We start from the raw sequence: 14,774 nt of genomic DNA on the forward strand, positions 1-14,774 counted from the left end.
TGATACCTCGCGCTCATGCGAGCTGCTGCTCGTCGATGCGCAGCAGCCGGTTGATAATGCCCTGCTCTTCGCGCGGGGAGAAGAAATACGGATAGAACGAGCGGCCGGTGCTCTTTTCACTGAAGGTGCCGCCGTATTGCCTGATCTGTTCGGTCACGAAGTCGAGCTCCACGCGCAGCAGGTAGGCCGGCGCGTTCACGCGCGGGTTGGTCTTGAGTTCGCCGAGCTGCTTAAAGCCCAGCATCTGCTCGTAGAAGCGCCGGTGGCGCGGGTTCACTTCGATCACGATGTCGGTGCGGTGGTGGATGTCGCGCGCGTAAATCACGGCCAGGTGGAACAGGTTGGCCAGCGAGGTCTTCGACTTGACCGATGGGTCGAACGCGAGCTTGGTGAACTCGCACAGGCGCGCGCCGCGTGCGCGCATCTCGTCCAGTTCTTCCTTGAAGATCTGGTCCGCGGACAGGCCGACCGGCGCGTCCATGCCGATGGTGAGCGTGCCCACCACGCGCCCGTGGTCGGTCGCGGTCAGGGTGATGCGGTTGGGGTCGTCGACGATCTGGTGGGTGCCGGCATAGCCGCGCCAGGCATACATCTTGTTGATCAACAAGCTGGCCGAGCTCCGGCCTTCCGCAGTATCAGTCAGACGGATGCCATAGGAATCCTGGGTCACGACTACATCCTCTAGTGCAGAGGCCGCAATCTTAGCCCGATCACCCTGGTCGGCAGCGCCCGATACGGCCTCATCCGTAAGCGGGTGCTGGTCAGTTTGTGCCTTGTCCGCCATCGCCGCCGCCTCCCCGCGCCTGGCCGCGGCGCGCGCCGCTTGCTCCGGCGCGCCGCGTTTTGCCTTGCATCCCGTTCACAGCATCTTGCGCAGCGAGCGCGCCTCGTCGAGTTGTGCGAAAGGACGATTTTCCCCGAGCAATTTGTCGAGCTCCTTGCGCGCGCCGTCCTTGTCGCCGGCCTTGGACAGGCCGAACGCGAGGTGGTAGCGGATGTCCGCCGCCGCCGGCGCCAGCGCCACTGCCTTCTGCAGCAGCGGCACGCCGCGCTGCGTGTTGCCCTGCTCGACCAGCATCCAGCCGAGCGTGTCCATCACGGCCGGGCTGTCGCCGGTGAGCCTGAGCGCCTGCTCGGCGGTCGCGAGCGCGCGCGGGTCTTTCTCCTGCTGGTAGGCCCAGGCCAGGTTGTTCAGCGCGACCGCGTGTTTCGGGTCGTTCTTCACCACCTGCTCGAGCAAGGCGATGGCCGGCTTGAATTGTTTGTTCGCCAGCTGCGACTCGGCCACGTACAGCGCCACCACCGGTTCGTCCGGATGGGCGCGGCGCCACTGGCCGATCAGCTGCTCCGATTCCTTGTCCTTGCCCGTCAGCTTGAGCACCTGCGCGACTTTGACCAGCAGTTGCGGCGTGGGCGTGGTGGCGTACGCTTTCTGGTAGGCGGCCAGCGCGAGCGGCGCCTTGTTCCGGCTCAGCTGGATGTCGCCTTCGAGCATGTAGCCGAGCGTGGCCTGGGCCGGGCGCTGTTGCACCTGGCGCGCCGCCGCCAGCGCCTCGTCCACCCGGCCGCGGCGCATCGCCAGCTCGACCTGGGCGACGCGGACATCGACCAGGTCCGGCTGCAGCTCGGCCGCGCGGCGCAGGTCTTCGGCGGCGGCGCTGTCGTTCTTCATCAGCGCATGCACGCTGGCCATGCGCATCTGCGCCATGGCCGATTTCGGCAGCACGTTGACCAGCTTGCTGTAGGTTTCAAGCGCGCCCGCCTGGTCCTTGTTGGCCAGCTGCGACTGGCCCAGCAGGTCGAGCACATCCGGGTTGGTCGGGTTGGCAGTCTGGAACTGGCGTGCCAGCGTCAGCGCCTTTTGCGGCTGGCGCGTGCGCAGGTATTGCGCGCCGAGCTTGAGCGCCGGTCCCACCGCATCGGGGTTGGCGTTGCTGGCTTTTTCCAGCCAGGCGGTGGCCTCGGCCGGCTTGTTCTGCGCCGCCAACAGTTCGGCCAGGGCGGCCATCGCGCCGAAGTTCTTCGGCTCCTTTTGCAGGAAGGCTTCGAAACGCACGCGCGCCGCGTCGGGTTTGTTATCGGCCAGGTCGAGCTGGGCCAGATTCGCCACGGCGGTGAAGTAGTTCGGCTGCAGCGACAGCGCCTTGTCGAACGCGGCGCGGGCCGCGGCTTTGTCGCCCTTGGCCAGGCAAACGCCGCCCTTGAGGTTCTGCACCGCCGCGTTGCCCGGCTGGCGCTGCGCCAGCTTGTCCACGGTGGCCAGCGCCTTCTCGTACTGCCGCGCCGATACCTGGGCCTGCACCAAGGCAAAGCCGGCGCTGGCCGATGCCGGGTCGAGCTCGGTGGCCAGTTGCAGTTCGCTGATGGCCTTGTCGTGCTCGCCCTGGTTCAGGCGCGCCAGGCCCAGCGAGGTGTGCACGACCGCCGCTTTCGGCGCCAGCGCGGCCGCTTTCTCGAAGTAGGCGCTGGCCTGGCGGAAGTCGTGCACCTGCATGTACGATTCGCCGGCCAGCGCGAGCAGCTGGGCGTCCTGGGGCGCCTGCTTGAGGACCGGCGCGAGCGCGGTCACGGCCTCGTTCGGTTGCGCGCTCTTGAGCAGGGTCTGGGCCAGCAGCTTGCGGGCGTAGAGGTTGTCGGGATTGATCTCGAGGTACTTGCGCAGGTGCTGTTCGGCCTGCTGGGTGGCGCCCATGTTCAGCTCGACGGCGCCGGCCAGCAGGATGCTCGGCATGTGTTCCGGCGCGCTCTTGAGCACTTTTTGCAGCGACTCCTGCGAGGCGGCGAATTTGCCCTGGCTGAAGTCGAGCATGGCCTGGGTGTAGGTCACCAGCAGGCTTCCGGGCGCGTTCTTGCGGGCTGCGTCCAGGTCGGCCTTGGCCGCCTCGAACTTGCCTTGCTCGATCTCGATGTAGGCTTTTTCGACGTGCGCGGAGCGGTGCTCGGGCTTGAGCGCAAGCGCCTTGTCGAATGCGGCCAGCGCTTCGGCCGGCTTGCCGGCGGCGCGCAGCATGGTGCCGTTGAACATCCACACTTCCGGGTTCCTGGGGTCGCGCGCGATGGCGTCGGCGGTGTAGCGTTCGCCTGCCTGGCGGTCGCCCTGGGCGATGGCGTTGCGCGCCAGGCCAGTGAGCGCATCGCCGGCGTGTTGGTCCAACGCCAGCGCCTGTTCGTAGGCTTGTTTCGCGTGGACCGGGTCGCCCAGCGCCACGAAGGCGTCGCCGCGCATCGCCAGCAGCTGTGCGGAGCCCTGCGCCGCTTGTGGTGTAATCTCGTCCAGCAGCTGCTTGTACTGGCCTTGCGACAGCATCAGGCGCGCCAGCAGCGGAAGGGTGCGCTGTGGCGGCGCGCCGAGGCTGGCCGCCTTGCGCAATTCCTTCTCTGCCGAGGCGCTGTCGCCCATGTCCAGGTGCAGTTCGCCCAGGCGCAGGCGGGCCTGGCTATCCCCGGGGCTTTGCGCCACCGCGTTCTTCAGCTGGATCAGCGCGGCCTTGCGGTCGCCTTTCTGCTGATATTGTTGCGCCTCCTGCAACAATTGGCCGGTTGATTTGTTGTCATTACATCCACTTAGGCCTGCGCCCAGCAGCACCACCGCGCACATCACGGCGGCTCTGAGTTTTCCCTGTGCGAATCGTTGCGGCATGGTTTCATTCCCTCTTTGTCCGGGTGTGGCTGCCAGTGGTGAATTACCTATGGCTAAATTTCCTTTCGGACAAGAGTACAAAAGAAATTGATTGCACGTCGCACAACTGAAACCGCTGTGCATAGCGTCAGCTCAAGGGACGGCACGCACCGGCGGGAACAAGCGGAACATGCGGCCACACTAATGGTGGACGGCGTTGTCGAAGTATCAGGGAGTGCGCATGGAAACCAGTCTCAAGCAATCACCGGCGGTGGCCGTACCATTTGCGCCCGGGGAAGGTGGCGCGATCGCCACCGCAGGCGCGGGCGGCGCCAGGGCGGTGCCCACGTCCAGCGGGCCGCTGCGGGTGGTGGCGGCAGCCGGATGGATCAGCTTCACGTTCGGGGCGTGGCAGGTGTTTGCGCCGCGCATGTTCGCGCACATCGTTGGCATGCGCTACCCGAGCTGGCTGCTGCGCGCGGCCGGCGCGCGCGACATGGTGGTGGGCGCCGGCATGCTGGCCCAACCGGCGTCGCATGGCTGGCGCAACACGCGCGTGCTGTCCGATGTGCTCGACACCGGCCTCATCGGTGCGGCGGCGCTGGACCGCAAGGCCGACCGCGGGCGCCTTGCCGCGTTCGCGCTGGTGGCCGCGGGCGTAATCGCGCTGGATATCCGCGCGGCGCGTGCCAGGCGCCGCACGGGGCTGGCGCGATGAGTGCGCGCGGCCTATCCGTCGCGCTTGCGCAGCTTGTTCAGCAGGGCCTCGACGTTCTCGCTCACCGGCAGGCCGTGGCGCCGCAGCAGCTGCACGTGCAGCACCAGGTTTTCGAGCACCAGCTTGGCCGACACCGCGAGCAGGGTCGTCAAGCGGTCTTCGGTGCTGAAGTTCTCCATCGACGCGGCCATCTCGCACAGGTGGCTGGCCACGAGCTGGCGCAGTTCGTCCTCGGGAAACGGCAGGTCGGCGAAGTCGATCGGGTCTTCCTGTTCGACTTCGTGCATGAGCGCGGCGAGTTGTTCGGGCTGGATCGGCATGCGGCGGCTCCACTGGTGGACACGATTTCATTCTAGGCCAGCGGTGCGCGTTCTGCCCACGGGACTGGACAAGCAAACAGATAGTCAAACGACAACGACGCGTCTAGAATCCGTGCATCACCTGTTGCAGGAGCAAGGCATGGCGCACGTCTTCTTCACCCAGCAGCTCGCCCGCTTCACCCACGTTCCGCAGGTCGAGACCGGCGCCGGGGAGCTGCGCGCGGCCCTGGAGTGTGCCTTTGACGCCAACCCGCGCCTGCGCGGCTACGTGCTGGACGACCAGGGCCATCTGCGCCAGAACGTGGTGATCTTCATCGACGGCCGCCGTTGCCTGGACCGCAGGCGGCTGGACGATCCACTCCAACCCGACAGCAAGGTGTACGTGCTGCAAGCACTTTCCGGAGGCTGACATGAGCGACCGCGCATACCTTTCCACCCGCAAGGGCCTGTTCGAACTGGTCAAGACCGGCCACGGCTGGGACATCGGCCCGGTGCACTTTTTGGGTGAGCCGGTGACGCTGGCGCTGCCGGACCGCCGCGACGGCAGCCTGTACGCGGCGCTGAACCTGGGCCACTTCGGCGTCAAGCTGCACCGGCGCGGCGCCGACAGCCAGGTGTGGCACGAGATCGCCACCCCCAGCTACCCGGCCAAGCCGGAGGACAGCGCCGACCCGGCGGAGTGGACGACCAAGCTGATCTGGGCACTGGCGCCCGGCGCGCCCGGGCAGGACGGCGTGCTGTGGTGCGGGACCCAGCCGGGCGGGCTGTTCCGTTCGCGCGACCGCGGCCAGTCGTGGGAACTGGCGCGCTCGCTGTGGGACGTGCCGCAGCGGCTGGAATGGTTCGGCGGCGGCGCCGATGCGCCGATCATCCATAGCATCAGCCTGGACCCGCGCGACAGCGACAAGATGGCGGTGGCCATTTCCTGCGGCGGCGTGTGGCGCAGCGAGAACGGCGGCGAAAGCTGGGTGGTCAGTTCCACCGGCATGCGCGCCGACTACATGCCGCCGGAACAGCACGAGAACGAGGCAATTCAGGACCCGCACCGGATCGTGCGTTGCGCGGGCGAGCCGGACAAGCTCTGGTGCCAGCATCACAACGGCATCTGGCGGTCGACCAATGGCGGGCGGACCTGGGACGAGATTCGCGAAGCGCCGGTGTCACGCTTCGGTTTTGCGGTGGCGGTGCATCCGCGCGACGGCGAGACGGCGTGGTTCGTGCCGCTGGAGTCGGACATGCGGCGCGTGCCGGTGGGCGCCGCGATGGCGGTCACGCGCACGCGCAACGGCGGCAAGAGCTTCGACGTGCTGCGCGACGGGCTGCCGCAGGAGCACTGCTATGACGTGGTGTTCCGCCATGCGCTGGCGGTGGCCGATGACGGTCATACGCTGGTGATGGGGTCGGAGAGCGGCGGGGTGTGGCTGTCCGAGAACGGCGGCGACAGCTGGCAGACGGTGTCGCTGACGCTGCCGCCGGTGTATGCGGTGTGTTTCGGGTAGGGTGGGCTGCACGCGTAGGGCTTGCCAGCGCTTCAGCCACGCATGCGCTGGTTGAACGCGTGGGCGGGAGACCCGCCCACCCTACGGATCGGCTTACATGTTGCGGCGATATTGCCCGCCCACCTCGAACAGGGCGGTGGTGATCTGGCCCAGCGAGCACACGCGCACCGCGTCCATCAGCTTGTCGAACACGTTGGCGTTGTCGATCGCGGCCTGCTGCAGCGCGGCCAGCGCGGCCGGGCTTTCCGCCGCGTGGCGCTGGTGGAAGGCTTCCAGGCGCGTGAGCTGCGACTGCTTTTCGTCGTCCGTCGAGCGCGCCAGCTCGATGGTGCCTGGGGCCGCCGCGCCCTTCGGGTTGCGGAAGGTGTTCACGCCGATGATCGGCAGCGAGCCGTCGTGCTTCTTGTGCTCGTACAGCATCGACTCTTCCTGGATCTTGCCGCGCTGGTAGCCGGTCTCCATCGCGCCCAGCACGCCGCCGCGCTCGGCGATGCGCTCGAATTCCTGCAGCACCGCTTCCTCGACCAGGTCGGTGAGCTCTTCCATGATGAACGAGCCCTGGTTCGGGTTTTCGTTCTTGGCCAGGCCCCACTCGCGGTTGATGATCAGCTGGATCGCCAGTGCGCGCCGCACCGATTCGTCGGTCGGGGTGGTGATCGCTTCGTCGTAGGCGTTGGTGTGCAGCGAGTTGCAGTTGTCGTAGATCGCGATCAGTGCCTGCAGCGTGGTGCGGATGTCGTTGAAGTCGATCTCCTGCGCGTGCAGCGAGCGGCCCGAAGTCTGGATGTGGTACTTGAGCTTTTGCGAGCGCTCGTTGGCGCCGTACTTGTCGCGCATCGCCACCGCCCAGATGCGGCGTGCCACCCGGCCCAGCACCGTGTACTCGGGGTCCATGCCGTTGGAGAAGAAGAACGACAGGTTGGGTGCGAAGTCGTCGATGTGCATGCCGCGCGCAAGATACGCTTCCACGAAGGTGAAGCCGTTCGACAGCGTGAAGGCGAGCTGCGAGATCGGGTTCGCGCCCGCTTCGGCAATGTGGTAGCCCGAGATCGACACCGAGTAGAAGTTGCGCACCTGGTGGTGCACGAAGTACTCCTGGATGTCGCCCATCACCTTGAGCGAGAACTCGGTCGAGAAGATGCAGGTGTTCTGGCCCTGGTCTTCCTTCAGGATGTCGGCCTGCACCGTGCCGCGCACGTTGGCCAGCACCCACTCGCGGATCTTGGCGGCTTCGTCGTCGGTCGGCTGGCGGCCGTTGTCCTGCACGAACTTGTCGACCTGCTGGTCGATCGCGGTGTTCATGAACATCGCCAGGATCGTCGGCGCCGGGCCGTTGATGGTCATCGAGACGCTGGTGTTCGGGCTGCACAGGTCGAAGCCGTCGTACAGCACCTTCATGTCGTCCAGCGTGGCGATCGACACGCCCGAGTTGCCGACCTTGCCGTAGATGTCCGGGCGCAGCGCCGGGTCGGCGCCGTACAGCGTGACCGAGTCGAACGCGGTGGACAGGCGCTTGGCGTCCATGCCCTCCGAGACCAGCTTGAAGCGGCGGTTGGTGCGGAAGGCGTCGCCTTCGCCGGCGAACATGCGGGTCGGGTCTTCGTTCTCGCGCTTGAAGGCGAACACGCCGGCGGTGTACGGGAACGAGCCGGGCACGTTTTCCAGCATCAGGAAGCGCAGCACTTCGCCGTGGTCTTCGTATTTCGGCAGCGCGACCTTGCGGATCGGGTTGCCGGACAGGGTTTTCTGCACCAGCTTCGTGCGGATTTCCTTGTCGCGGATCTTGACCACGTACTCGTCGCCCGCGTAGGCGGCCTGCATGTCGGGCCACATGGCCAGGAGCTTTTTGGCGCCGGCGTCAAGCAGGTTGTCGCGCTCGACGATCAGGTCGTCGAAGTCGGCGCCCTTGTTGGCTGCGGCCAGCATGCGCTTGGCCTCGACCAGCTGCTGGCGCTCGCGCGCGAGCCTGACCTGCTTGTTCACGTTCTTGTGGTAGCCGCGCACGGTGTCGGCGATCTCGGCCAGGTAGCGCGTGCGTGCGGGCGGCACGATCACGTGCTTGCCGCTCGAGTACTTCTGCTCCGGCACCGGCAGCCTGGACGGCTCGACCGGCAGGCCCAGCCCGGCCAGGCGCGGCAACAGGCCGTGGTACAGCGCGGTCACGCCGTCGTCGTTGAAGCGCGAAGCCTGGGTGCCGTACACCGGCATCTGATCCGGGCTCTGGCCGAACAGCTCGCGGTTGCGCTGGTACTGCTTGGCCACGTCGCGCAGCGCGTCCTGCGCGCCCTTGCGGTCGAACTTGTTGATGGCGACCACGTCGGCGAAATCGAGCATGTCGATTTTTTCCAGCTGCGAGGCGGCGCCGAATTCCGGGGTCATCACGTACATCGACAGGTCCACGTGCGGCACGATGGCGGCGTCGCCCTGGCCGATGCCGGAGGTCTCGACGATGACCAGGTCGAAGCCGGCCACCTTGCAGGCCGCGACCACGTCCGGCAGCGCGTGCGAGATCTCGGAGCCGGCTTCGCGCGTGGCCAGCGAGCGCATGAACACGCGGCGCTCGCCATTCCACGGGCCGATGGCGTTCATGCGGATGCGGTCGCCCAGGAGCGCGCCGCCCGACTTGCGGCGCGACGGGTCGATCGAGATCACCGCAATGTTCAGGCGGTCGCCCTGGTCCAGGCGAATCCGGCGGATCAGTTCATCGGTGAGCGAGGATTTGCCGGCGCCGCCGGTGCCGGTGATGCCCAGCACGGGCACCTTCAGGCCCTCGGCCGCGTCGTGCAGCTGCTTGACCAGCGCGCTATCGGCCTTGCCGTTTTCCAGCGCGGTGATCAGCTGGGCCAGCGGGCGGTGGTGCGCGGCGATGTCGCCTTCCTGCAGCGGCGCGATCGAGGTCGGGGCGTACGGCGACAGGTCGACGTCGCAGGCGGCCAGCATCGAGCGGATCATGCCCACCAGGCCCATGCGCTGGCCGTCCTCGGGGCTGAAGATGCGCGTCACGCCGTAGGCATGCAGTTCCTCGATCTCGTGCGGGACGATCACGCCGCCGCCGCCGCCGAACACCTTGATGTGCGCGCCGCCGCGCTGGCGCAGCAGGTCGATCATGTATTTGAAGTATTCGACGTGGCCGCCCTGGTAGCTGGAGACGGCGATGCCTTGCGCGTCTTCGGCCAGCGCCGCGGTGACCACTTCGTCCACCGAGCGGTTGTGGCCCAGGTGGATCACTTCGGCGCCGTTACTCTGCAGGATGCGGCGCATGATGTTGATCGAGGCGTCGTGGCCGTCGAACAGCGAGGCGGCGGTGACGAAGCGCACCTTGTTGGCCAGCTTGAACTGCTCCGGCAGGTCGAGCTTGGCGGCGGGAGTGATGTCGTTCATGGTGTTCCTTGTGGGCGGAAGCGGACAGGGTCGTTTGCGTATTATATGACGTTAACGTAAACGTCAACAGCGCGACAGTGGGTGCGTCAAGCGTTGCCACCGCACTCAGCTCCGTCGTCCCGGCGCAGGCCGGGACCCATGCTGAGGTGGCTCCGCCTGCGGCGCTCGGTTGGTGCTCGACGGCGCAGGCGGTCTATGGGTTCCGGCCTGCGCCGGAACGACGGTTTGGAGGGTGGTGGCTGGCGTCAGGCGGCTTTTTGTTGCTGGGAAAGAGAAGACAGCAGCTCGGCCTTCCTCACGCGGAACAGGGCCACGGCCTTTTCCTTGACGTGGCCGAAACCGCGGATCTGCTCCGGCAGGCTGGCCAGTTCCACCGCCACGGCGTGGTTCGACGCATTCAGCCCAGCCAGCAGCGCTTGCACCATCTGGCGGTACTCGCCAATCAGCGCGCGCTCCATCTTGCGCTCGGCGGTGTAGCCGAACACGTCGAGCAGCCCGCCGCGCAGGCCCTTGAGCCTGGCCAGCAGCTTCATCGCCGTCCACATCCACGAGCCGAATTCGGCTTTCATCAGGCGGCCCTGTCCGTCCTTTTTGGCGAACAGCGGCGGCGCCATGTTGAACTTGAGCGTGAAGTCGCCTTCGAACTGGCTCTTGAGCTGCTCCACGAAACGGCCGTCGGTGTACAGCCGCGCCACTTCGTACTCGTCCTTGTAGGCCATCAGCTTGAAGTAGTACTTGGCCACCGCGGTGGAGAGCTTGTTGCCCAGGCCTTGCTCGCTCTCGGCGGCGCGCACCTGCGCGACCAGGTCTTCGTACACGGCGGCGTAGGCGCTGTCCTGGTAGCCGGTCAGGTAGGCGACGCGCTTCTTGATGAGCGTGTCCAGCGACTGCGGCATCTGCACCACGATGGCCTGCGCCGGGGTGGCGGTCTTCTCGACGCGCGCCAGGTCCACGGCGGCGCGGCGGCCCCACAGGAAGCTCTTCTTGTTGGCCGCAACCGCCACGCCGTTCAGTTCGATGGCGCGCAGGAGCGCCGCTTCCGACAGCGGGATCAGGCCCTTTTGCCAGGCATAGCCCATCATGAACAGGTTGGCGGCGATCGAGTCGCCCATCAGCGCGGTCGCCAGTCTGGTCGCGTCGATGAAGTCGGCGCTCGCGTGTTCCTGTGCGCCGGCCGCCTCGTCGATCAGCGCGCGCACCTGCGCGGCCGGGAACTGCCAGTCGGGCTGCTGCGCGAACGTGCCGGTCGGCTGCTCGTGCAGGTTGACCACCACCCGGGTGCGGCCCGGGCGCATCTTCGAGATCGCGTCCGGCGCGCCGGCGGTGAGCATGTCGCAGCCCAGCACCAGGTCTGCTTCGCCGGTGGCGATGCGCTGCGCGCGCAGGCGCTCGGGCGAAGCGGCAATCTTCACGTGCGAGGTGACCGAGCCGTTCTTCTGGCTCATGCCGGTCATGTCCAGCACCGAGGCGCCCTTGCCCTCGAGGTGCGCGGCCATGCCCATCAGCGCGCCGACGGTGATCACTCCGGTGCCGCCGATGCCGTTGATGAGGATGTTGTATGGCGTGTCCACCTGCGGCAGCAGCGGGTGGGGCAGCTCGCCCCAGGCATCGACGTCGGCGCCGGCGCCGGCGCGGCTCTTCTTGAGCGCGCCGCCTTCCACCGTCACGAAGCTCGGGCAGAAGCCCTTCACGCACGAGAAGTCCTTGTTGCACGAGGACTGGTCGATCGCGCGCTTGCGGCCGAATTCCGTTTCCTTGGGCAGGATCGAGACGCAGTTGGACTGGATGCCGCAGTCGCCGCAGCCTTCGCACACGGCCTCGTTGATCACCATGCGCCTGGCCGGATCGGGGAACTGGTTCTTCTTGCGGCGGCGGCGCTTCTCCGCGGCGCAGGTCTGGTCGTAGATCAGGACGGTGGTGCCGGGGATCTCGCGCAGCTCGCGCTGCACGTCGTCCATGAATTTGCGGTCGTGGAGGGTGACCAGTTCCGGCAGGTTCGCGCGGTCGGCGTAGCGCGACAGGTCCTCGGTGACGAGCGCGATGCGCTTGACGCCTTCGGCCGCCATCTGCTGCGCGATCAGCGGCACCGAGGTGGTGCCGTCCACCGGCTGGCCGCCGGTCATCGCCACCGCGTCGTTGTACAGGATCTTGTAGGTGATGTTGACCTTGGCCGCCACCGCCGCGCGGATCGCCAGGTAACCGGAGTGGAAGTAGGTGCCATCGCCCAGGTTCTGGAACACGTGCGGCACCTTGGAGAACGCGGCCTGGCCGATCCACGGCGCGCCTTCGCCGCCCATGTGGGTGGTGAGCTTGTTCATCTCCGGGTAGATCGAGGTGGCCATCACGTGGCAGCCGATGCCGGCCAGCGCGAACGAGCCTTCGGGCACCTTGGTCGAGGTGTTGTGCGGGCAGCCGGAGCAGTAGAACGCGGGGCGGAACGGGGTGTGGATCGCCTTTTGCAGCACCGCGTCCTTCGCTTCCAGGAACGCCAGGCGCGCCTTGATGAGGTCACGCGTCACGTCGTCGAGATTCAGGCGCTTGACGCGGCCGGCGATCACGCGGGCCACTTGCGCCACCGAGAAGTCGGCCTTGGGCGGCAGCAGCCACTCGCCGCGCGGAGCCACCCATTCGCCCTTGTCGTCGAACTTGCCGACCACGTGCGGGCGCACGTCGTCGCGCCAGTTGTACAGCTGTTCCTTGAGCTGGTATTCGACCACCTGGCGCTTTTCCTCGACCACCAGGATCTCGTCCAGTCCTTGCGCGAACTCGCGTACGCCGTCCGGTTCGAGCGGCCAGATCATCGCGACCTTGAACAGGCGCAGGCCGATCTTCGCGGCCATCGCTTCGTCGATGCCCAGTTCTTCCAGCGCTTCCAGCACGTCGAGGTAGGATTTGCCCGAGGCGATGATGCCCAGCCTGGCGCTCGGGCTGTCGATCGTGACGCGGTTGAGCTTGTTTTCGCGCGCATAGGCCAGTGCGGCGTAGATCTTGTAGTCCTGCATCAGCGCTTCCTGCTTGCGCGCCTGCAGGCCCAGCGGGTCCGACGACAGCCGCGTGTTCAGGCCGCCCTCCGGCATGGCGAAGTCCTGCGGAATCTTCACCTGCACGCGGAACGGGTCGGCATCGACCGAGGCGCTCGATTCGACCGTGTCGGCCAGCGCCTTGAACGCCACCGCGCAGCCGGAAAAGCGCGACATCGCCCAGCCGTGCACGCCCAGATCCAGGTACTCCTGCACGTTGCACGGGTACAGTACCGGGATCATGCAGGCCGAGAAGATGTGGTCGGACTGGTGCGGCAGCGTGGAGGAGTAGGCGCCGTGGTCGTCGCCGGCCACCAGCAGCACGCCGCCGGTGGCAGAGGTGCCGGCGTGGTTCATGTGCTTGAAGACGTCGCCGCAACGGTCCACGCCCGGGCCTTTGCCGTACCACATGGCGAACACGCCGTCGTATTTGGTCGGGCCGATCAGGCCGACGGTCTGGGTGCCCCACACGGCGGTGGCGGCCAGGTCCTCGTTCACGCCCGGCACGAACTGGATGCTGTTCGCTTCGAGATGGCCCTTGGCCTTCCACAGGTTCTCGTCCAGCCCGCCCAGCGGCGAGCCACGGTAGCCGGACACGAAACCGGCCGTGTTCATGCCCGCCGCAAGGTCGCGTTCGCGCTGGATCATCGGCAGGCGCACCAGTGCCTGGATGCCGGACAGGAAAATCTTGCCGGTCCTGGCGGTGTATTTGTCGTCGAGGCTGACGTCGGCGAGGGCAGGGGCGTGCGGCGCGGCAGGAACGATGGCCGTGGTATCGGGCATGGCGGTCTCCAAAATCGTGATTTGGTGTGGTCCCGCCCAGGAAAGGCGCCGGGTAGGCGCGGCCGGGGCGGGAAAGGCGTCGCGGGTGTGGGCGACTGTCTTGTGGCGCTTTTTCAGGAAAAACGTCCAGCGCGCGAGTGTAGAAGTTTCGCTAAATGCGGGGAAATACCGTTTCCGGATGGGGGTATAAGAAAAACTGATGGCAAGGCCAAAGGCGCGTGGCCCGGCCAGGCGCGGGTGGGGGATGCCCTGGCAAGCGAGTGGCGCTTTCATGCTCTTTTGGCCTGCGCGTTTTGTCTCTTTCTGTCGAATTCTGTCTCGCGCCCTCGATGAGACAAAAAGCGACGGAAAGAGACAAAACGCGCAGCACAAAAGAGAACAAAAGCGCCATGCGCCGCCGGACGGCGCCCCACCTCGCGGTCGGGGGAGTGCTTTTTGGTAACGATTCGTCAGCCGGCCAGGGCGGCGCCGGGCCAGTGGCCGCTGGCGCACAGCTCCTCGGTCACCTGGCGCACGAGGCGGCCGATCGCGGCGGCGGCGTTGGTGAGCGGAATGTTGCGGGATGAACAGAGGGTGACGCTGCGCGTGATCGCCGGGTGTTCCACCGGCCAGGCGGCGAGCGTGCCGGCCTCGATATCGGCGCGCACCGGTGCGACAGGCAGCAAGGTCGCGCCGATGTCGGCCAGCAGGGCCGAGCGCAGAATGGCAATCGAGTTGATCTCGATCACCTTGTCGAGCGCCAGCCCGGCGCCGCGTGCGGTCTGTTCGATGCGCGGGCGCACGCCATGCTGCTGGGCCGGCAGGATCAGCGTGCTGGCCAGCGCGTCGGCCAGGCTGATCGCGGGGCCGGCCGGCGCGAAGGCCGAACCGGGGCGGCAGATGAACATCAGGTCCTCTTCCACCAGCGGCACGCTGTTGAACTGGCCCAGCTGGCCGTCATCGAACAATACCGCCAGGTTGAGCCGGCCCGACTTGAGCTGCTCGGTCAGGCTGCCCGAAATCTCCTCGGTCAGCTGCAGCGTGATCTCGGGGTAGCGCGCGCGGGCCGCGGTCAGCAGCGGCAGGGCCAGCGCGCCGGAAATGCTGTGCGGCAGGCCCAGCGTGACGCTGCCGGACGGCCGCTCGGTCGATTGCGCCACGGCGGCGCGGGCATCGGCCACCTGCTTGAGGATGGCCTGGGCGTGCTGGTAGAACAGCTTGCCGGCATCGGTCGAGGTCACGCCCTGGGCCGAGCGGTGCAGCAGCCGGGCGCCCAGTTCGTCCTCGAGCTGGCGCAGCTGCTGGGTCAGCGCCGGCTGCGCCACGTGCAGCACGAGCGCGGCGCGCGACAGCGAACCGTGATCGACGATCGCCACGAAGTAGCGGAGCTGGCGGAGTTCCATGTGTTGCTATTCTGCGTCTCGACGACGATTACTGCCAGTAAGTTAACTTCTG

General features: G+C 67.0%; 9 protein-coding genes. 3 read left to right on the forward strand and 6 right to left on the reverse strand.

Features of this window, described 5'->3' with window-relative positions:
- Positions 1 to 13: 13 nt before the first annotated feature.
- Positions 14 to 670: an N-acyl amino acid synthase FeeM domain-containing protein gene (locus NX773_RS17755; RefSeq protein WP_258857632.1), complete on the reverse strand. Its 657-nt coding sequence runs from the start codon at positions 668 to 670 to the stop codon at positions 14 to 16.
- Positions 671 to 859: 189 nt separating this feature from the next.
- Positions 860 to 3,640: an XrtA/PEP-CTERM system TPR-repeat protein PrsT gene (gene prsT, locus NX773_RS17760; protein ID WP_258857633.1), complete on the reverse strand. Its 2,781-nt coding sequence runs from the start codon at positions 3,638 to 3,640 to the stop codon at positions 860 to 862.
- Between the two features lie 220 nt (positions 3,641 to 3,860).
- On the opposite strand from prsT, the gene NX773_RS17765 reads away from it, so the two are divergent.
- Positions 3,861 to 4,337: a hypothetical protein gene (locus NX773_RS17765; RefSeq protein WP_258857634.1), complete on the forward strand. Its 477-nt coding sequence runs from the start codon at positions 3,861 to 3,863 to the stop codon at positions 4,335 to 4,337.
- Between the two features lie 11 nt (positions 4,338 to 4,348).
- On the opposite strand, the gene NX773_RS17770 is transcribed toward NX773_RS17765, so the two are convergent.
- Positions 4,349 to 4,657, reverse strand: coding sequence for a hypothetical protein (locus NX773_RS17770; RefSeq protein ID WP_258857635.1), 309 nt, complete (start codon positions 4,655 to 4,657; stop codon positions 4,349 to 4,351).
- Between the two features lie 139 nt (positions 4,658 to 4,796).
- Between NX773_RS17770 and NX773_RS17775 the strand changes: the two genes are divergently transcribed.
- On the forward strand, positions 4,797 to 5,066 hold the full coding sequence (locus NX773_RS17775; protein WP_258822982.1) for a ubiquitin family protein: 270 nt from the start codon (positions 4,797 to 4,799) through the stop codon (positions 5,064 to 5,066).
- A gap of 1 nt (position 5,067) precedes the next feature.
- A complete protein-coding gene (locus NX773_RS17780; protein WP_258857636.1) occupies positions 5,068 to 6,156 on the forward strand; it encodes a WD40/YVTN/BNR-like repeat-containing protein in 1,089 nt (362 codons plus the stop codon).
- Between the two features lie 93 nt (positions 6,157 to 6,249).
- Here NX773_RS17780 and icmF read toward each other — a convergent pair whose 3' ends face one another.
- The 3 genes from icmF to NX773_RS17795 form a co-directional block, all read right to left on the reverse strand.
- Positions 6,250 to 9,537 carry a fused isobutyryl-CoA mutase/GTPase IcmF gene (gene icmF / locus NX773_RS17785; RefSeq protein ID WP_258857637.1) on the reverse strand — a complete coding sequence of 1,096 codons (3,288 nt, stop codon included), beginning with the start codon at positions 9,535 to 9,537 and terminating at the stop codon, positions 6,250 to 6,252.
- Between the two features lie 245 nt (positions 9,538 to 9,782).
- Positions 9,783 to 13,340, reverse strand: coding sequence for an indolepyruvate ferredoxin oxidoreductase family protein (locus tag NX773_RS17790; protein WP_258857638.1), 3,558 nt, complete (start codon positions 13,338 to 13,340; stop codon positions 9,783 to 9,785).
- Between the two features lie 449 nt (positions 13,341 to 13,789).
- Positions 13,790 to 14,722 carry a LysR substrate-binding domain-containing protein gene (locus tag NX773_RS17795; protein WP_258857639.1) on the reverse strand — a complete coding sequence of 311 codons (933 nt, stop codon included), beginning with the start codon at positions 14,720 to 14,722 and terminating at the stop codon, positions 13,790 to 13,792.
- Positions 14,723 to 14,774 lie beyond the last annotated feature (52 nt).

The organism is Massilia solisilvae, from assembly GCF_024753215.1.
Classification (GTDB): Bacteria; Pseudomonadota; Gammaproteobacteria; order Burkholderiales; family Burkholderiaceae_D; genus Telluria; species Telluria solisilvae.

Coding starts and splice junctions, on each gene's coding strand:
- prsT (WP_258857633.1), bottom strand. CDS start 3,640: ATGCCGCAACGATTCGCACAGGGAAAACTCAGAGCCGCCGTGATGTGC.
- NX773_RS17765 (WP_258857634.1), top strand. CDS start 3,861: ATGGAAACCAGTCTCAAGCAATCACCGGCGGTGGCCGTACCATTTGCG.
- NX773_RS17770 (WP_258857635.1), bottom strand. CDS start 4,657: ATGCCGATCCAGCCCGAACAACTCGCCGCGCTCATGCACGAAGTCGAA.
- NX773_RS17775 (WP_258822982.1), top strand. CDS start 4,797: ATGGCGCACGTCTTCTTCACCCAGCAGCTCGCCCGCTTCACCCACGTT.
- NX773_RS17780 (WP_258857636.1), top strand. CDS start 5,068: ATGAGCGACCGCGCATACCTTTCCACCCGCAAGGGCCTGTTCGAACTG.
- icmF (WP_258857637.1), bottom strand. CDS start 9,537: ATGAACGACATCACTCCCGCCGCCAAGCTCGACCTGCCGGAGCAGTTC.
- NX773_RS17790 (WP_258857638.1), bottom strand. CDS start 13,340: ATGCCCGATACCACGGCCATCGTTCCTGCCGCGCCGCACGCCCCTGCC.
- NX773_RS17795 (WP_258857639.1), bottom strand. CDS start 14,722: ATGGAACTCCGCCAGCTCCGCTACTTCGTGGCGATCGTCGATCACGGT.